Origin of the sequence: Mesorhizobium loti, from assembly GCF_013170705.1 — a bacterium.
In the GTDB taxonomy this organism is placed as follows: Bacteria; Pseudomonadota; Alphaproteobacteria; order Rhizobiales; family Rhizobiaceae; genus Mesorhizobium; species Mesorhizobium loti_D.
Genome location: NZ_CP033334.1, coordinates 5,133,420 through 5,148,673, shown reverse-complemented (window position 1 = coordinate 5,148,673; position 15,254 = coordinate 5,133,420). Strand labels below are relative to the sequence as shown.

24 protein-coding genes and 1 tRNA gene are annotated in these 15,254 nt (G+C 62.8%); 9 read left to right on the top strand and 16 right to left on the bottom strand.

From position 1 onward, the window contains the following. The first annotated feature begins 1 nt into the window (after position 1). Complete coding sequence (locus tag EB815_RS25440; RefSeq protein ID WP_056562677.1) at positions 2-724, top strand: cytochrome c biogenesis CcdA family protein; 723 nt, start codon at positions 2-4, stop codon at positions 722-724. A gap of 455 nt (positions 725-1,179) precedes the next feature. Here EB815_RS25440 and EB815_RS25435 read toward each other — a convergent pair whose 3' ends face one another. The 3 genes from EB815_RS25435 to EB815_RS25425 all read right to left on the bottom strand — a co-directional run bounded on the left by EB815_RS25435 (position 1,180) and on the right by EB815_RS25425 (position 2,074). Further along, positions 1,180-1,323 carry a hypothetical protein gene (locus tag EB815_RS25435; RefSeq protein WP_155772388.1) on the bottom strand — a complete coding sequence of 48 codons (144 nt, stop codon included), beginning with the start codon at positions 1,321-1,323 and terminating at the stop codon, positions 1,180-1,182. Positions 1,324-1,412: 89 nt separating this feature from the next. Further along, on the bottom strand, positions 1,413-1,640 hold the full coding sequence (locus tag EB815_RS25430) for a hypothetical protein (protein ID WP_065004989.1): 228 nt from the start codon (positions 1,638-1,640) through the stop codon (positions 1,413-1,415). Continuing rightward, the gene (locus tag EB815_RS25425; RefSeq protein WP_155772389.1) at positions 1,637-2,074 is read right to left on the bottom strand and encodes a hypothetical protein; all 438 of its coding nucleotides are present in this window, start codon (positions 2,072-2,074) and stop codon (positions 1,637-1,639) included. The genes EB815_RS25430 and EB815_RS25425 overlap by 4 nt, the downstream gene beginning before the upstream one ends. A 165-nt stretch (positions 2,075-2,239) precedes the next feature. Here EB815_RS25425 and EB815_RS25420 point away from each other — a divergent pair, with 165 nt between their 5' ends. The 4 genes from EB815_RS25420 (at position 2,240) to EB815_RS25405 (ending at position 3,578) form a co-directional block, all read left to right on the top strand. Next, positions 2,240-2,518: a helix-turn-helix domain-containing protein gene (locus EB815_RS25420; protein WP_348626800.1), complete on the top strand. Its 279-nt coding sequence runs from the start codon at positions 2,240-2,242 to the stop codon at positions 2,516-2,518. Between the two features lie 88 nt (positions 2,519-2,606). Then, entirely contained in the window at positions 2,607-2,825 is a 219-nt protein-coding gene (locus tag EB815_RS25415; protein ID WP_155772390.1) for a hypothetical protein, read from the top strand. Positions 2,826-2,838: 13 nt separating this feature from the next. After that, positions 2,839-3,057, top strand: a complete 219-nt coding sequence (locus EB815_RS25410; RefSeq protein ID WP_065004992.1) for a hypothetical protein — start codon at positions 2,839-2,841, stop codon at positions 3,055-3,057. A 5-nt stretch (positions 3,058-3,062) separates the two neighbouring features. After that, positions 3,063-3,578: a hypothetical protein gene (locus EB815_RS25405; protein WP_065004993.1), complete on the top strand. Its 516-nt coding sequence runs from the start codon at positions 3,063-3,065 to the stop codon at positions 3,576-3,578. A 2-nt stretch (positions 3,579-3,580) separates the two neighbouring features. On the opposite strand, the gene EB815_RS25400 is transcribed toward EB815_RS25405, so the two are convergent. From EB815_RS25400 to EB815_RS25350, 11 genes are all read right to left on the bottom strand, one after another. Beyond that, positions 3,581-4,141, bottom strand: coding sequence for a hypothetical protein (locus EB815_RS25400; protein WP_155772391.1), 561 nt, complete (start codon positions 4,139-4,141; stop codon positions 3,581-3,583). A 104-nt stretch (positions 4,142-4,245) separates the two neighbouring features. Further along, positions 4,246-4,788 carry a hypothetical protein gene (locus EB815_RS25395; RefSeq protein WP_155772392.1) on the bottom strand — a complete coding sequence of 181 codons (543 nt, stop codon included), beginning with the start codon at positions 4,786-4,788 and terminating at the stop codon, positions 4,246-4,248. A 1-nt stretch (position 4,789) separates the two neighbouring features. Then, positions 4,790-5,161, bottom strand: a complete 372-nt coding sequence (locus tag EB815_RS25390; protein ID WP_065004996.1) for a hypothetical protein — start codon at positions 5,159-5,161, stop codon at positions 4,790-4,792. Positions 5,162-5,291: 130 nt separating this feature from the next. After that, positions 5,292-6,461 carry a phage major capsid protein gene (locus EB815_RS25385; RefSeq protein ID WP_081294702.1) on the bottom strand — a complete coding sequence of 390 codons (1,170 nt, stop codon included), beginning with the start codon at positions 6,459-6,461 and terminating at the stop codon, positions 5,292-5,294. Between the two features lie 2 nt (positions 6,462-6,463). Beyond that, complete coding sequence (locus EB815_RS25380) at positions 6,464-7,222, bottom strand: HK97 family phage prohead protease (protein WP_065004997.1); 759 nt, start codon at positions 7,220-7,222, stop codon at positions 6,464-6,466. Between the two features lie 271 nt (positions 7,223-7,493). Further along, positions 7,494-7,742: a hypothetical protein gene (locus tag EB815_RS25375; protein WP_065004998.1), complete on the bottom strand. Its 249-nt coding sequence runs from the start codon at positions 7,740-7,742 to the stop codon at positions 7,494-7,496. Between the two features lie 133 nt (positions 7,743-7,875). Further along, complete coding sequence (locus EB815_RS25370; RefSeq protein ID WP_065004999.1) at positions 7,876-8,181, bottom strand: DUF6074 family protein; 306 nt, start codon at positions 8,179-8,181, stop codon at positions 7,876-7,878. 108 nt (positions 8,182-8,289) lie between these two features. Then, entirely contained in the window at positions 8,290-8,793 is a 504-nt protein-coding gene (locus EB815_RS25365) for a helix-turn-helix domain-containing protein (RefSeq protein ID WP_155772393.1), read from the bottom strand. Then, entirely contained in the window at positions 8,790-8,972 is a 183-nt protein-coding gene (locus tag EB815_RS25360; RefSeq protein WP_065005001.1) for a hypothetical protein, read from the bottom strand. Before EB815_RS25360 ends, EB815_RS25365 begins: the two co-directional genes overlap by 4 nt. Further along, positions 8,969-9,106: a hypothetical protein gene (locus tag EB815_RS25355; protein WP_155772394.1), complete on the bottom strand. Its 138-nt coding sequence runs from the start codon at positions 9,104-9,106 to the stop codon at positions 8,969-8,971. The genes EB815_RS25360 and EB815_RS25355 overlap by 4 nt, the downstream gene beginning before the upstream one ends. Then, complete coding sequence (locus tag EB815_RS25350) at positions 9,103-9,300, bottom strand: helix-turn-helix domain-containing protein (protein WP_065005002.1); 198 nt, start codon at positions 9,298-9,300, stop codon at positions 9,103-9,105. Before EB815_RS25350 ends, EB815_RS25355 begins: the two co-directional genes overlap by 4 nt. 166 nt (positions 9,301-9,466) lie before the next feature. On the opposite strand from EB815_RS25350, the gene EB815_RS25345 reads away from it, so the two are divergent. Both EB815_RS25345 and EB815_RS25340 read left to right on the top strand, forming a co-directional pair. After that, the gene (locus EB815_RS25345) at positions 9,467-10,087 is read left to right on the top strand and encodes a hypothetical protein (protein ID WP_155772395.1); all 621 of its coding nucleotides are present in this window, start codon (positions 9,467-9,469) and stop codon (positions 10,085-10,087) included. Between the two features lie 72 nt (positions 10,088-10,159). After that, positions 10,160-11,404, top strand: coding sequence for a tyrosine-type recombinase/integrase (locus EB815_RS25340; protein ID WP_065005004.1), 1,245 nt, complete (start codon positions 10,160-10,162; stop codon positions 11,402-11,404). Positions 11,405-11,499: 95 nt separating this feature from the next. On the opposite strand, the gene EB815_RS25335 is transcribed toward EB815_RS25340, so the two are convergent. Together EB815_RS25335 and EB815_RS25330 are read right to left on the bottom strand one after the other, a co-directional pair. Beyond that, positions 11,500-11,573 (bottom strand) — tRNA-Gln (locus EB815_RS25335). A gap of 178 nt (positions 11,574-11,751) precedes the next feature. Then, positions 11,752-12,684, bottom strand: coding sequence for a lysylphosphatidylglycerol synthase domain-containing protein (locus EB815_RS25330; RefSeq protein WP_065005005.1), 933 nt, complete (start codon positions 12,682-12,684; stop codon positions 11,752-11,754). Between the two features lie 354 nt (positions 12,685-13,038). Between EB815_RS25330 and EB815_RS25325 the strand changes: the two genes are divergently transcribed. Both EB815_RS25325 and EB815_RS25320 read left to right on the top strand, forming a co-directional pair. Continuing rightward, the gene (locus EB815_RS25325; RefSeq protein ID WP_244493879.1) at positions 13,039-14,460 is read left to right on the top strand and encodes a Ppx/GppA phosphatase family protein; all 1,422 of its coding nucleotides are present in this window, start codon (positions 13,039-13,041) and stop codon (positions 14,458-14,460) included. Further along, positions 14,457-15,254, top strand: coding sequence for an RlmE family RNA methyltransferase (locus tag EB815_RS25320; protein ID WP_056562610.1), 798 nt, complete (start codon positions 14,457-14,459; stop codon positions 15,252-15,254). Before EB815_RS25325 ends, EB815_RS25320 begins: the two co-directional genes overlap by 4 nt.

Genomic DNA, 15,254 nt, shown 5'->3' with positions numbered 1-15,254 from the left:
CATGTCGTTAACGAGCGTGTTCGTTGGCTTTGTCGCTGGAGTGCTTTCGATCTTGTCGCCATGCGTTCTCCCTCTCTTGCCACTGGTGCTGGGCGCTGCGGTATCGGAACACAGATGGGGTCCAGCGGCGTTGGCTGCGGGCCTGGCTCTTTCCTTCGTCGCGATTGGCCTGTTCGTCGCAACGACTGGATTTGCCCTCGGTCTCGACACCAACGTCTTCCGCGGCGTCGCGGCGGTGCTTCTGGTGGCTACCGGCGTTGTGCTCGTCGTCCCGGCCCTTCAGACCCGGTTCGCCTCTGCCGGCGGGCCGGTGAGCAATTGGGCTGATCGCCGCCTATCCGGCTTCAGCGCCAGCGGGCTCGGGGGCCAGTTCGGCTTGGGCCTATCGCTCGGTGCGATATGGAGCCCGTGCGTAGGGCCGACTTTGGGCGCAGCCTCGGTGCTCGCCTCCCAAGGAAGGGATTTGTTCCAGGTCTCGGCCGTCATGGTGGCGTTCGGGCTCGGCGCTGCGCTACCGCTGCTCATGCTCGGGCGGTTCTCGCGCGAATGGCTGGCAAGAAGGCGAGATCAAATGCTGAAGGCTGGAAGAAGCGGCAAGATGGCCCTCGGTGGCCTGGTGCTCATCACCGGACTGTTCATTCTGACCGGCGCGGACAAGCGGATCGAGACATATTTGGTTGACCGCTCTCCGCAATGGTTGCTTGAGTTGTCCTCGCGAATTTGATGACATGGCCAGCCTGCCAAGCAGCCAAGCCCCCGGCGTCGGCCTGCCATCAAGTCACCACGTCGGCCCTTGGAGGTTAAAGGTCCGCCATCATTTCCCCCCCCCACCGCAAGCGAAGCTACTGCTCGGTCCGCAAAGGGGCCCTAAACGGTTCTACAATTGGGAATTGGCTGGGGAACCTGGATTCGAACCAGGACTAACGGAGTCAGAGTCCGATGCCATTTTCAGGCCAAGGACTCACCTAAGCTATTGATTTCTAAGGAACCGCAAGGACTGGAGGGCTGCAAGGGCAAGGATTCCAGCCTTTTCACCGGTTCCGTCCTGTCCCATTGATTCCTAACAGCTTTTCGGGAGTTCCGGCGCGTCCGTGCGACATGGCTGCGACATGGTGGCGATTTCTTCGAGGCGCCGAGAATCCTTGCGGATGGCCCGCCGCCGAAGCGGCGGGCTGGTCTTCAGGCCGATCCCGCGCACTCGCCGATGACATCGCGACAGCGCCGGGCGGCTTCGTCGATTTCCCGTTGGCAGGCCGCCAGCTCGGCTTCGGCGTCAACGAGCTCGTCGTCATCGGTCAGCACGAGCCCGGTGGCGCGGAGCATGTCGTCGGCGTTCCGAAGTGCCCGGACGCGATCGGCTGCTGAGTGCATCTCTCTCAAAGCCTCGTCGACCGATCGTTCCCGCCAGCGGGTCACGCCGAGAGCCCGTCAAGCATTCCGTCGAAATCCATGAGCCTGCCATCGTTGACGTTGATGCCGATAAGTTTGCTGCTGCCATCAGGATAGTTGATGCCGACCGATAGGATGGAAACCGCGCCCGCGCCGCTCGCGAGGACCAGTCTCTCCAACTCCCGCAGATGCCAGATGGCTCGGTCGCGAGGTGATGGCACAGGCGCGAGAGCCAGCCGCGGCGCGGTCATGATAAGCTGCTCGTCATCGAGGCCAGCAGCATTTCCATCTGGGCGGGATCGAGGCTCATGCTCTTGCGGTTCTTCTCCTGGTCGGCAAGGTAGTTGGCCCTGGCGGTGATCTCGGCCAAGGTCCGACACCGAAAGGTCAACAGCGCCTCGCGAGCCTCCCATTCAACGTCACTAGTTGTGTCATAGCGCGCCGTTGCCGCCGGTGAGGGATCGAAGTCGTCGTGTTGGCTGTCCTGCGACGGTAGCGTAGCCAACCATGCCGCCAGGGCGGCTCTATGGGCTTCGATCAAGCCTTGGACGCTCGATGGAGCGTCCGGCGCGGCGATCGCTCGTCCTGGAGCTAACACGGCCGGAATGGCGGCAATCCCGCCCATGAGAGAACGGCGGCTAATGGGCATGCCTTCGGCGGCTGCCCGAACAGGTGCGTTCGGCATTGATATTCCCCCCTTTGGGATCGAAAACGTGATTGTTCCCGCAGGTCGAAAGCTGCGGCGTCACCTATCGGATGTCAATCAGTTTTGTCGTTTTTCGACAGATTGGCACTATATTCAACATCTGTGGTAAGTGCTGGCTGTCGGCGAGAATCGAAGGGAGCCCCTGTGGACACGATCACACCTGAGCAATGCCGCGCCGCCCGCGCGATGTTGGGCTGGTCACAGCAGTCTCTCGCGGACGCATCCGGCGTTGGTGTCGTCACCATCCGCCAGTTCGAGATCGGCGCGTCGACGCCGCGGAACGCGACCGTTCAGGTGCTGCGGCTCGCCCTTGAAGCCGCCGGCGTTGTCTTCGTGGCCGATGGCGAGCAGGCCGATGGGGGCGCCGGCGTGAGGCTTCGCAGTGCGCAAGCCGATCTTGGCAGCATTGTGGGGAACGGCTGACAATCGACGCGCCGGTTCATAAAGCCGCGCCGCCACTTGCTCCCCTAATCCATCCACGCGAACATGCGAATCGAGCGGAGGTAGGGCGATGGCTGAGAGACAGAATTACAATCGAGATCACGTCGTGTCGGGCGGGATGAGATCTGGCGGCGGCGGGCCACTGACAGTCGGCGACGTAAGGAACGCGATCGCCGACCTACCCGACGATGCCGAAGTCACTTTCGGCACCTGTGATCATGGCGATGCGCTAAAATTCTCTCGCTTCAAAACGCGCGGTGAGAACCTCATCTCGATCGAGTTCGGTTAGGATCGCCGCCCCGATGGTGTTCCGCGAGGTCATCGGCGACAAAGTAATGCACGATTGCGACCTATGCGGTCGATCTGTGCAGATGGGACAAGGCCTCTACGAGGGAACGCACCTGCACGAGCTCGACGGCACTTTTTGCCGTGGCTGCTTCTCCGAAAGCGCATTTAGCCCAGCGCAGCGCGCCAAGGGCGTGTCCAGGATCAAGGGCCTGCTGGCCAAGAAAAAGGGATAGGACCCATGCAGAGCCTTCTAGGCCTCACCCACAAGCGCGCAGATGAGCTTGTGCCGGGCGAACTGTTCCGCTTTGCGCTCAGCTCCGGCGCCGGCACTTCGCTGGCATTAATGCTGGGAAACAACGGTGTGGATCCGATGTTTGGCATTCTCGCCAGCCCAGAATTCGAAAATCCCCTGACCTGGTACGAAGGCGCATCCACGGATCGCTGTCTCTCCTACGGCATGGAATGGCTTCTCGAGGAGCGGCCGGGTCCCGAGACGGCGCCAGGGAACACGTTTCAACCGGATCCGAAAATAAAGTTGCTCATCGACAGCGGGGCAACCGTTATGAGGTTCGCGCCGCCTCATGGATTTGTGCATCAGTCTATCAATTTCGATCTTACGAATGGGAAGAGCGGAATTCAGCTGTCGAGCCGGGCGGCGCCGGTCGCCAGCTGGGCGATCTGGGCCAGCCTTGACCAATACAAGAGCCCAAGAGCCAATGCGCTCTTCAAATACCCGCCGGCGGCGACGGAGTAGATTCAGGCAGCCCTTTCGCTACCATTGGCCGCCCGCCGCATCTTTTCACGCCGTCGATTGCCGCGCTCGATCCGTTTCGCCAATTCGGCGAGCTCGGGGCTGTCCGGATCGTGGCGAGGCCTGGCGTCGGGAGCCAGCAGGAAGGCTGGAGAACGGGCGAGGGGCGCCGGCGCACACTCCGGAGCCTCGGCGGCCTCGATCTCCTCCAGGCTGGCGCCTGCGGCCGGCTTGCGGGCACAGTTTAGGCGGTCGGCCATCGTCCCGCACAGGACCGAGATCCGCCGGCGGAGCGTTCGGCAGTTCACGCCTTCCCGGGCCGCAAAATCGTTCAGGAACTTGCCCCGTCGGGCTTTCTGCCATGACCAGGCGTGAACCAGGATGCGATCGCCCTCATCGGCGAGATGGTTCATGGTGTCGACGGCGAGCATCATGCGGTCGATCGCCGCCGGGCTTGGCCGGCGGATATAGCGGGACGGCTCCTGTCCGTAGTTCGACCAGTCGCGAAGTGGCGTCGGCATCGAATTGCCAAAGGCGCGTGGGCCGCGCTCTCGTGGCAGCAGCATGGCTGTCGCGGCGGCCTCGACGACGAGGTGTTCGACGGCCTTCGCGGTCCATGCTGAATCGTGCATCGACGATCAATAGCAGAACGCCATGCTGGCCGAAAAGCCTATGCGGCGTTCTGGCGATCGCCGGCAGCCCTGATCTTTTTCTTCCGTTCCCGTACGGCCTTCAGGGCCGCATTGCGTTCGAGGCGCGCGACTTCCTTGGTCGTTGGCTTCGGTATCAGCTTCTCCGGGCCCGCCAGGCGAAACAGCAGCACCGTGGAAAGTATCTCGTCGAGTGTCGCCTTGCCCTGCACGGCCTGGGCCCAGCGCCGCAGCTCGAGGAGGTCGACGCTATCCATCGTCTCGAAAAGTGCGGTGCCGGCCTCGACGTGTCCGGAGCGCAGCACCGTCGAAACCGCGGTGATGACATCACTCTGAAGAGCGCCGGCGTTGCCCTTGCTGTCGACGATCGTCCGCAGCACCTGGCGAAGATGGTCCTCGCCGTGTGCCTGGCCGATCCGCTTGAGGGTTCGTGGGCAGAAGCATTCCCGAGGGCGGCCGCCGTTCCTGTGTTGATCCGGTTTCAGAATGCGGATGCCGCACTGGCCGGCGACCGCATGGACATCGCAACGTTGTTTTTCAGGTCGACGAGCTGATGCCTGCAAGTCAGTTCATCCCTTTGCCCCGCGGCGCGATGCCGGTGCGCCGGCGCTGGAACTCATCAGCCAGGATGTGGCAGGTGCGGCGGAAGATGTACTCGTCGACCATGGATTCGCGGACCAGCTGCGCCTGCAGCTCGGTTTCAACGCCGTCCTCGATCGTCTCCAACAAGGTCGCCTTGAACTGGTCGCAGGCCTTGCGGGCGCCGATCGCTACCTCCTTCAATTCGTCCATGTCGAGAAAGGTGACACGGTTCGGCAGGTCCTCGAGGTCGGCGAGCTGCGCCGGCGTCGCCATGGCTCGCGCTAATCGGTCATATTCGGCGTTCGGGTCGGCATCGAGCGCGCGTTCGTCCAGTTCGGGCATGTTGTCGGTCATCGCCTTTACCTTTCCGCTTTTCCTTGGGAGGTAGACGGTGGCCCCTCGTCTGCGGGAGGAGCCACCGTTCACACAGCGCCATGACCTGAGCCTCGTGAATTCCCGGGCCGCGCTATTCCTTCGTCGCTGTCTACGACGCCGAGCACTTCAGCAGCTTGACCGCTTCGAAGTTGGCGACGTCGCCGCCGGTGCGGCGGTACGCGTAGAAGATGACGTTCGGCTTGTCGGTGTAGGGGTCACGAAGCGTCTTGATCGCCTGCCAGTCCAGGATGGTGTAGGCCTTCTGGAAATCGCCGAACGCGATCGGGAACAGACCGGCACCAGGCGCCGGCATATTCTCGTCGAACTCCACCGGCCGGCCGAGCATCGAGGGCGGCGCGCCGGCGGTCATCCCGGGCCGCCAGATGTAGTCCTTGTTGGCATCCTTCAGCTTGTCGACGGCATTGGCGGTGGCACTCGACATGATCCAGGTCGCGTTCGCTCGATACGGCGCGCGCAGCGACCAGAACAGGTTCTTGATGCCGTCTGCCTGGCCGTCGACGTCGGCCACGCTTGCCGCGGATCCCGAGATGACGTTCTGAAGAACGCCCCAGGCGCGTGTGTCGTCAGCCGTCGCGACGCTGGCAGCGGCATAGTCCATGAAACCCCGCGGCTTCTTGACGCCATCTCCGGAGTTATAGGCGAGGCCTTCGGTGCGGCCGAACTTGTCGCTGATCTTGCCTTCCACCCATGACCCGATGTTGACGAAAGAGAGATCCAGCAGCTTCTGGGTGACGCTCTGATGCGCGTAAACCTCGTGCAGCGGGATCGTCAGCATCTTCAGCTGGGAGCCCGTGGTTTCCGTCCGCGCCTGGCGCTCGCTGGCCCACGTCGCGCCGAGGTCCGAAAAATCAAGCGGCTCCTCCCATGCATCGCCGTTATCCATCGGAACGACGCGGGCGAGCCGCCGGATCGGCGACTGGTCGAAGATCTTCTGATTGATCGTCGTCGCCATGTTCGTGTGAGTGATGTAGCCGCCGGCAGGCCCCTCGTCGGTGGAAAGCGCCTTGATCTCGACTTCCGACCCGGTCTTGATGAACGATCCGAATGCCTTGTGCTCGGCCTCGATCTCGGGTGCGGAAAAGGAGCCGTCCCTCTTCAACTTGACGCCGTTGGGAATGCGCTGCATGGCGACCTCGATCTTGGCGACGAGGTCGTCCATTTTTTTGAACTCGCCCTCCAGCTTGCGCTGGCTCGCGGCAATTGTTTTGACCTCACCATGATAGCTGGTGAACGCCGTCTTCAGCTCGTCCAAGTCCATTTTCAACGTCCTTTCAGGTCTGTTTTGGCCGCCTGGATCGATGCGATCAGGTCGGCGATTTCGTCGGCGGCTTTGTCGGAATCGTCATTGGCTGGGAGGGAACTCCAGCCGCTCGTGGCGAGGATGCCGGCCGCCGCCTTCGAAAAGCCGGCGTCGCGGAGAAAGTCCTGAAATTCACGGACGGTCTTGATCCCATCCGCTGGCGCCTCGCCCCAAAGGCGCTTCACGTCGTAGACGCGGGACAACACGTTGGAAGGATCATCGACCAGCGAGACCTCGCGAAGGTTCGCCACCTTTATCCAGCGCGCGGGCTCGCCCAGCTTGCCGGATCCTTTGCGGGATCCACCAGGCGGCACCCTGTATCCGATCGAGAGACCAGGGAGGCCGCCCTCCTGGAGCTGGGCGTAATTCCACTTGCCCTGCTCGGTGTCGAGGCCGATCAGTCTGCCTTTCACATGAAGGCCGTTCGGATCTTCCGACATCGCGTCCCAGACGCCAATCGGCTCGTGGCGGTTGCCCGTCATGGCGCCATGCATCTTGTACATCGGCGGCAGCGCGCGGCCCTCACGCTGCCGATCGAGCAGCGATTTAGCGAAGGCACCTGGTTCGATGACGTCGCCGTGGCTGTCGGTGTTGCCGAATACGGAGGCGTAGCCTTCGAACGTTCCTCGCGCTCCGCCACTGGCGAACTTCACCTCGAACGGCGCGCCGATGCAGCCGAAAGACGGCTGTGCTGGGTCATGAAGGGTATCGCGCGTCATAGGCGCACCTCGAGCGGCATTGCGAAAGGGGTTGAAATCACCACTTCGCCCGGCATCCCGCCGGCGCTTTGAGGCGCGGTCTCAGCATCCCGCCGATGACACGCAATAGGAAAACTATCCTTGATCCGTGATTCAAGCAAGAGGCCGGGTATTTTTTCGGTGTTTTCGCGATTTTGGCCGAAATCTCGGGATGGTGAAAAAATTATCTGAGCATGAGCCCCGAGCGGTTGGCGACCCCAATCCCCGTGAAGATTTGACTCCCCCCACCCCCTCATGGTCGCGCTGCCCTCTGCAGGCGCCGCCAGGCGCGTATGAAGCCAGCCGCGGCGACCCGAGCATAGGGCTCAAGCGCGCGGCTACCGATGCCGGCGTCAGCTGCGGGCTCCATCATTGAGTCCCGCATGATGTCGACGACCACTTCGGGGGGGTACGTGTCGGCGGGGTAGAGGCGGAAGTGACGTTCGGCCATCTCCTGGCCGAAGGCACGATGGCGTCGAAGGGCGATCGGATCGATGTTCATGACTGGACCTCAGAGCTAACCTTGATAGCGACGCGGGACACACACTCAGTTGGTTCTGATTGAAGCCGGCGTCTGGTGGCGGGGGCCGGCCGATAGCCGGCCCCACCGATCAAGCGAACGGACATGGAAAGCATCATGCCGCACCGTCTGGTCTGCGGCGGCTGTAGGTAAGCCGATCGATCTCGCGACCGACGGCGATGGTGTAGCGATCGATCTCGACTGCCATGCCGGAAGCATCGATGCCGATCGCCTTCAGTTCACGCTTCAGCTGGGCAACGTGCTTGCTCCAGAAGGCGCGGCCGGCCTGGTAGCTCTTGGCGTAAATCGTCGCCGCGGTGGAGCGAACGAGAGCGGCTCGGCGAGCGGGCGGAAACGCCCGCACGGTGCCGTCGGATTTGACCTCGGCGGGCTTCATGTCGGTGAAGAGATCCAGCTGCATTTCAGACCTCGCGCCTTTCAAGGGTAACCTTCAAGGGATATGGGACACCTGTGGTCCCGATGTTTTGGACACCCGTGGTCCCGATGATTGAGGGGATTTTGCGGATCATCATCGGGACACCCGTGGTCCCGATGTTTCTTCATCCTCGGGCATCTCTCCAAGGGCATTCGGATCGTCGGGGAGCGCCAGTCGCACGGTCCGCGTCCGGTACGATTTCCCATCTTTCCGCTTCGCGAAACCGAGGTCGACGATGACGAGGCCAAGCCTCCTGAGATGCTCGATGTTGCGGGTGATGGTCTTCTCGGAGCAGCCGCCGGCATGTTCTGCCAAGACGCTGTTGCTGGCCCAGAACGTGCCGGTCCGCCAGTCGACGAACCGCCAGACGACGGCGAGCAGCTGGAAGCTCGCTTTCTCTCGGTTGACCAGGCGCATCGCCTGGTAGTGCCAGGCCTCGAACGCTTCGTGCCGTTCCCGATCGCCCGTTGGCCACCGAAGAGGTAGCGGCCGATATGAAGCTACCTGCCTCCGCTCACCTGATCGGGGCGAGTCCTGATACCCCGTTGACGGCTTGAAGGGGCGCATGTCGGTCTCACCTCGTGCCGGCGCGGTCATGTCGTCGCCTCGCGGCGGCCGTGTGGGCTGGCCTCACGCAAGATCGCGACGGCCTCGATCGGCCCTGCGCCGAAGCGCTCCCGGATCATCGGCACCAGCGGCCGTTCAGCAGCCGACCAGTTCGCTTTCAGCCATGCAACGGCGGCAGCATGGTCGGTCGGGGAGAGGGGCGCGGTCACCGTTCCATGGCCCGCTCGGCGGCCTCGATCAGCACGTTGCCGACGCGAAGCAGCCATAACGCCAAGGTCAGCCGTACGAGGCGGGTCCGCAGCAGCCCGGCGACCAGGAGCAGGACAACGCCGGCGGCAATCATGCTGCCGCACCGCTGTTGACGAAGAAGGCGTGCAACTCGTCACGCCGAACGACCCATTTCCCGCCGACCTTCTTGGCCGGGATTTCGCCCTTTTCCAGAAGGTAAAAGGCGCGTCGGCGATCACAGCCCAACTCGGCCGCGATCGCGTCGGCGCCCCAAATCAGGTCGAGGTTCGATTTTCCCGTAGGCTCCATTGTGGCAGTTCCTTTTCGCTGTTCTGGTGTTTGCGAAAAGAACGTAACACAGCGGACTGGCTTGCAGTGCGTCTATTGTCGTGTTAGCAATCCATATAACGGATATTAAAAAAAGATCGTAACAGGCAAGACGATGATCCCAATACGGCTGAACTGGGAACGACCTGTGGACGGCGTGGAGATCGTTCCTCTCCATCTCGTCCAGGAGACATCGACAACAGAAACGAAATTTGTGTGTGCCCGGTCCGACGAGTCCGAGCCCGTGATCTATGAGATCACGAACCTCGAAAATCCGCTTGCAATCCGCCTCATCAACACCGTGAGCGACGAAGACCTTGTCGCTTTCGTTTCCCGCTTTGGGCTGCCGCAGAAGCTCGTTACTCCGTTTCAAGTCTCGGTGACGTCGCTCGAAACCCTGAAGGAAGATCTGGGGGAGGTCCTGGGCCTCGGCGCGTTTCCAGATTCGGTTGAGAAAGCCCGGCACGTAAACGACGTGCTGAAATACGTGTCGCTGGCGCCGTCGTTCGAATACGCGGACGGCAGAAACAAGCTCGTCATGCGGCCGACAGATCTCGCCAACCTCATGATGATGGAGGCGGTGTTCGCCTATGAGGTCGGCGCGACGCTCTCCCGGTGCGCTCACTGCTCCAAGGCCTACCTCACGGGTCCGCTGACTGGCAGGCGCTCTCATGCTGTCTATTGCTCGGATCGCTGCAGGGTCGCGGCTATGCGGAAGCGGAACGCAAGCGCCGGCAAGCATCAAGAATTAACTGTGCTAGCCAAGTAACGGACCACCGCGGGGAACCACCGGGCTTGACGATACATACTGCCAGGTAGGCAACAACAATCGGAGGGGACAATGGTCTCTACTCGCAAGCGTACATGGCAGCCCGCCAAAGGCAGGGCGAAGGAAGCATGGATCGTCGACTACTTTGATCTGAACGGGACCCGGCGACAAAAGACCTTCGACAAGAAGAAGGATGCCGACCGGTTCGAAGAGCAGGTGAAGCAGGAACTGCGCACCGGGATCCACGTCGCCGAGGCCGACACCATCACGGTAAAGCAGGCGGGCGCGAACTGGATCACCGATTGCGAACAGCTCGGGCTCGAGCGGTCGACGCGCGAGAGCTATCAGACGCACCTCGACCTCCACATCACGCCGTTCATCGGCGAGCTGCTGCTGACCAAGTTGAACATTCCGACGATCCGGAACTGGCAGAAGCGGCTGCACGACGAAGGCCGCTCGGCGAACCTGATAAAGCGGGTCACCGTCGACCTCGGCGCTATCCTCGCCGTCGCGCAGGACGGCGGCTTCGTGGCGCGCAATGTGGTCTATGAGAGCAATAGCCGGGTCAGGGCGAAGAAAAAGAAGATCGAGAAGCGCCGGACGCGGAAACTCGGCTACGGCATTGATATCCCGACGCACGACGAAATCCGGACAATCATCGACCACACGGCGCCACGGCACAAGCCGCTGATGATCACGCTCGTCTTTACCGGAATGCGTTCATCGGAGATTCGCGGATTGCCCTGGTCAGCCGTAGACTTCGAACGGCAGTGCATCCGTGTCTCATCCCGCGTCGATCGATATGGGGTTATGGGCTTCACGAAGAGCCAGGAAGGCCAGCGCACAATCCGGGTGCCGCCGATCGTCATCAACACGCTCAAGGAGTGGAAGCTCCAGTGCCCGAAAGGGCAGCGCGACCTCGTATTCCCGAATGGGGATGGGAACCTGGAAAACCATGGCAACGTCATCAAGAGGATACTCCACCCAGCAGAGATCGCCGGCGGCGTCACCGTGCTGAAGCCGAAGGTCGACGAGGAAGGAAATCCCATCCTCGACGAGCGTGGCGAGCCGATCATCGAAACGGTGGCGAAATACCCGGGCCTTCACGCCTTCCGGCACTTCTTCGCGTCATGGTGCATCAACCGGAAAAGCGCCGGCGGGCTGGAGCTTTCGGCGAAGGAAGTCCAGCACCGGATGGGCCATTCAAGCATTCAGCAGACGATGGACACCTATGGCCATCTGTTTCCCGCGGTCGACGAGCACGAATCCTTGGCGGAAGCGTCTCGCCACCTTCTCCCGGCGCTGCGTGCGACATAGATGCGACATGGACCAGATTTCGGGGTCAAATGATCCCGAAATGTTCCATGCATCGGTGGCGCTGAAAGCCTTGTGCTGTAAGGGTTTGCAAGGACTGGCTGGGGAACCTGGATTCGAACCAGGACTAACGGAGTCAGAGTCCGTGGGTCTACCGTTAACCTATTCCCCAGCAGGCGCGGTCACGAACCGCGCGGGCCGAACGGCTGAGCCGCTTGAGCGCTGCCTTGTAGCCGCCGGCGGAAAATAGTCAAGCCTGCTTTGTGGTTCAATCGCCACGTTTTGTCTGCCGGGTGCAGACTCGTTGCCTCGCGGCGCTCCACGCGCGGACATGAAATCCAATCCGCGCCTCAGCTCTCCGTCCGGCTGAACTGCGAACGCTCGAAGAACAGCACGATACCCAAGCCCAGAAACAGCGGGATGATGAGATAAAACAGCCGGAACACCAGCAGCGCCGCCAGCACGCCGACCGGCTCCATGTCCGAAAGCCCGGCCAGGAACACCACCTCGAACACGCCCAGCCCACCCGGCGCGTGCGAGATCTGGGCGACCGAGAAGGAGACCAGGAAGACGCCGAGCACGACGAAATAGCCGGGATTGTGGGCCTCGGGCAGGGCGAAGAAGATGATGGCGGCCGCTGCAAGCAATTCAATCGGGCCGATCAGCAATTGCCTGGCGACGATCGGCAGCGCCGGGTAGTGCAACTGGAAGCTGGCGATCTTAAGCGGGCGCAGATGCAGCCAACTGCCGAAGACGTAGGCGGCGACGACCAGCAGCATGGCGATACCAGCCGCTTCCGACAGGCCGTGATGGGCGATGCCCGAAAAGCGGTCGATGATCTGGGGCTCGAACACCAGCACGAGGCCGAAGGCGAGTATCGTCGACAGCACGAAGGTGATCCAGCAGATCGCCACCAGCACGCCGACATCCTGGCCGGTCAGGCCCCTCGTGCCATAGGCGCGGTAGCGGATGACGGCGCCGGAGAACACCGAGCCGCCGATATTGTGCGACAGCGCGTAGGTGGTGAAGGAGCACAGCGTCACGAACAGCCACGACACCCGCTTGCCGATATGCAGCAGCGCGATGTGGTCATAGCCGGCGAGAGCGGCATAGGCGATGACCGAACTCAACGCTGCCAGGATCCAGCCGCGGGTTGGAATGGCGGCGAGCCCGTCCCAGACATCGTCGAGCGAAATGCCGCGCAGTTCGTGCCAGAGCAGCAGCAGCGAGAAGATCACCGCGGCGATGCCGACGACCGGCCAGAAATAACGTCTCCAGTTCATTGCCTGACTGCCATGCGCTGCGTGTCCGCTTCCTTTTCGCCTGATTGTGGGAAGCCGGTTGCCCGGCGACCTCCGTACATTTCAGAAATGCCTCATTGAAGCCGGCTATTCAACCGCGAACACTTGTCGCGCCGCAGCCGGCAAAGATCCGTCCGCAGGAAAGATGGCGCGAAGGCGCCGGCGTATGGTGATAGCTTTGACAGGAGATTGTCTTCGCCGGCATCGCGTGCCAACCCAGCCTTGCTGGAACATTTCGCGGCGGGGCGAAAGGCGGTTGGCGTCCAGCCGGCAAAATTCGGCGTACGGCTCTTGGTGATCGGGCACGGCGCTGTTAGTCTGGCGGCAACTTGAAACATGCCAAAGCGCCAGCTGCGTCCGTCACCGGTTCGCGCGGCGCCGGAAGGAACGACAGTGGAAGACCGCGACACCGGCGCAGGCGCGTCGGAGGTGGGCGCGTCCAGCGCTTCCCCAGGGCCATCGGGCTCGGGGACAGCCGGTTGGCAGCAACGCCGCCCGACGGAGCCGCGCTCCGCCGACGGGCAGGCGGGCGACGCGACCCATCACCAGAAGGGCAAACCCAAGAAGCGGCGCAAGCGAAGGCGCGGGCGCAAGGTTTTTGCGCGCGACGAAGCGCAGGACAATCGATCGCCGGTGCCAGGCAAGGCGGCTGCTTCGGCCGTTGAGCCGAAGCAGCCGCCGGCCGGCCCGGTGATCTCGCCCGTTCTCCAGATGCCGCGCCACGAGCAGGGCACCCGCCGGCAGCCGGCGCACGAGCTTCCCGTATTCGCCGCCCTCGACCTCGGCACCAACAATTGCCGGCTGCTGGTCGCCGTTCCCACGCGGCATGGCCAGTTTCGCGTCATCGACGCCTTTTCGCGCATCGTCAGGCTGGGTGAGGGGCTCACCGCCAATGGCCGGCTCGGCAAGCCGGCGATGGACCGCGCTGTCGAGGCGCTGAAGGTCTGCGGCGACAAATTGCGCGGCCGCAAGATCAGGAAGGCCAGGCTGATCGCCACGGAAGCTTGCCGCTCGGCCGAGAACGGCGTCGAGTTTCTTGAACGCGTCGAGCGCGAGGCCGGGTTGAAGCTCGAGATCATCGACCGCCAGACCGAAGCACGGTTGGCGGTTTCCGGCTGCGGCTCGCTGGTCGAGCGTGACACGCAGGGCGTCGTCCTGTTCGATATCGGCGGCGGCTCCTCCGAAATCGCGCTGATCGACCTCACCGGCCGCCGTTCCCCACGACTCGCCAACCACATCGTCTCGTGGACGTCGCTGCCGGTCGGCGTCGTCTCCCTGGCGGAGCGCTTTGGCGGCCGCACCGTGACGCGTGAAATCTTCACCGCCATGGTCGACGACGTTGCCGGCCGGCTGGCCTCCTTCGATGGCCGCGACCGGCTGAGCCACCTCAAGGCCAGCCCGAACTTCCATTTGCTCGGCACCTCCGGCACGGTCACGACGCTGGCCGGCGTTCACCTCGATCTGGAACGTTACGACCGGCGTCGGGTCGACGGATTGTGGATGGACCGCGACAGCGTCGACCGCATGGTGGAGAGGCTGGTGGGCTGGGATTTCCAGCAACGCTGCGCCAACCCTTGCATCGGTGCGGACCGCGCCGACCTGGTGCTGGCCGGGTGTGCCATCCTGGAAGCGATACGCGCCGTCTGGCCTTCGGAGCGGCTGCGCGTCGCCGACCGTGGCCTGCGCGAAGGTATATTGAGCGAGCTGATGGCCGATGACGGCGTCTGGCGCAACGATGGGCGTGGTGGCCGGCAATGACCAAGAAACCGGAAAACCCAGGGTCCGCCGGCATTCGTGTGCTGAAGACGCGGATCAAGAAAAAGAGCGGCCTGAAGGAATCGTCGCGCCGCTGGCTGCAGCGCCACATCAACGATCCCTATGTCCAGCGGTCGAAGGCCGACGGCTACCGCTCGCGTGCCGCCTACAAGCTGATCGAAATCGACGACAAGCATCATCTCCTGAAGCCCGGCATGAAGGTGATTGATCTCGGCGCTGCCCCCGGCGGCTGGTGCCAGGTGGCGGCCGCGCGCACGAAATCGACGGCGGAAAATCCGCATGTCGTCGGCATCGACTATCTGGAGATGGATGCCGTGCCCGGCGCGCCGGTGCTGTTGATGGATTTTCTCGATCCGGATGCACCGCGCAAGCTGTCCGAGGCACTGGGCGGCGATCCCGATGTCGTGCTGTCCGACATGGCCGCGCCCACCACCGGCCACAAGCGGACCGACCACATCCGCACCATGCATCTGTGCGAGGTGGCAGCCGATTTCGCGCTGTCCGTGCTGAAGCCGGGCGGGCATTTCCTGGCCAAGACCTTCCAGGGCGGCGCCGAAAACGAGCTGCTTTCGATGCTGAAGAAGAACTTCCGCTCCGTCCATCACGTCAAGCCGCCGGCCTCGCGCGATGAATCGGTCGAACTTTATCTGCTGGCCAAGGATTTCAAGGGGCGAGAGTCCGGTCCGCCATCAGGCGGATCGGAACGTCCAGCGGACGTTCCGAAGGGAATGGGCGCCCGGAGCCACAGCGAAGGGCCGGGAGACGGTGAAGCCTAG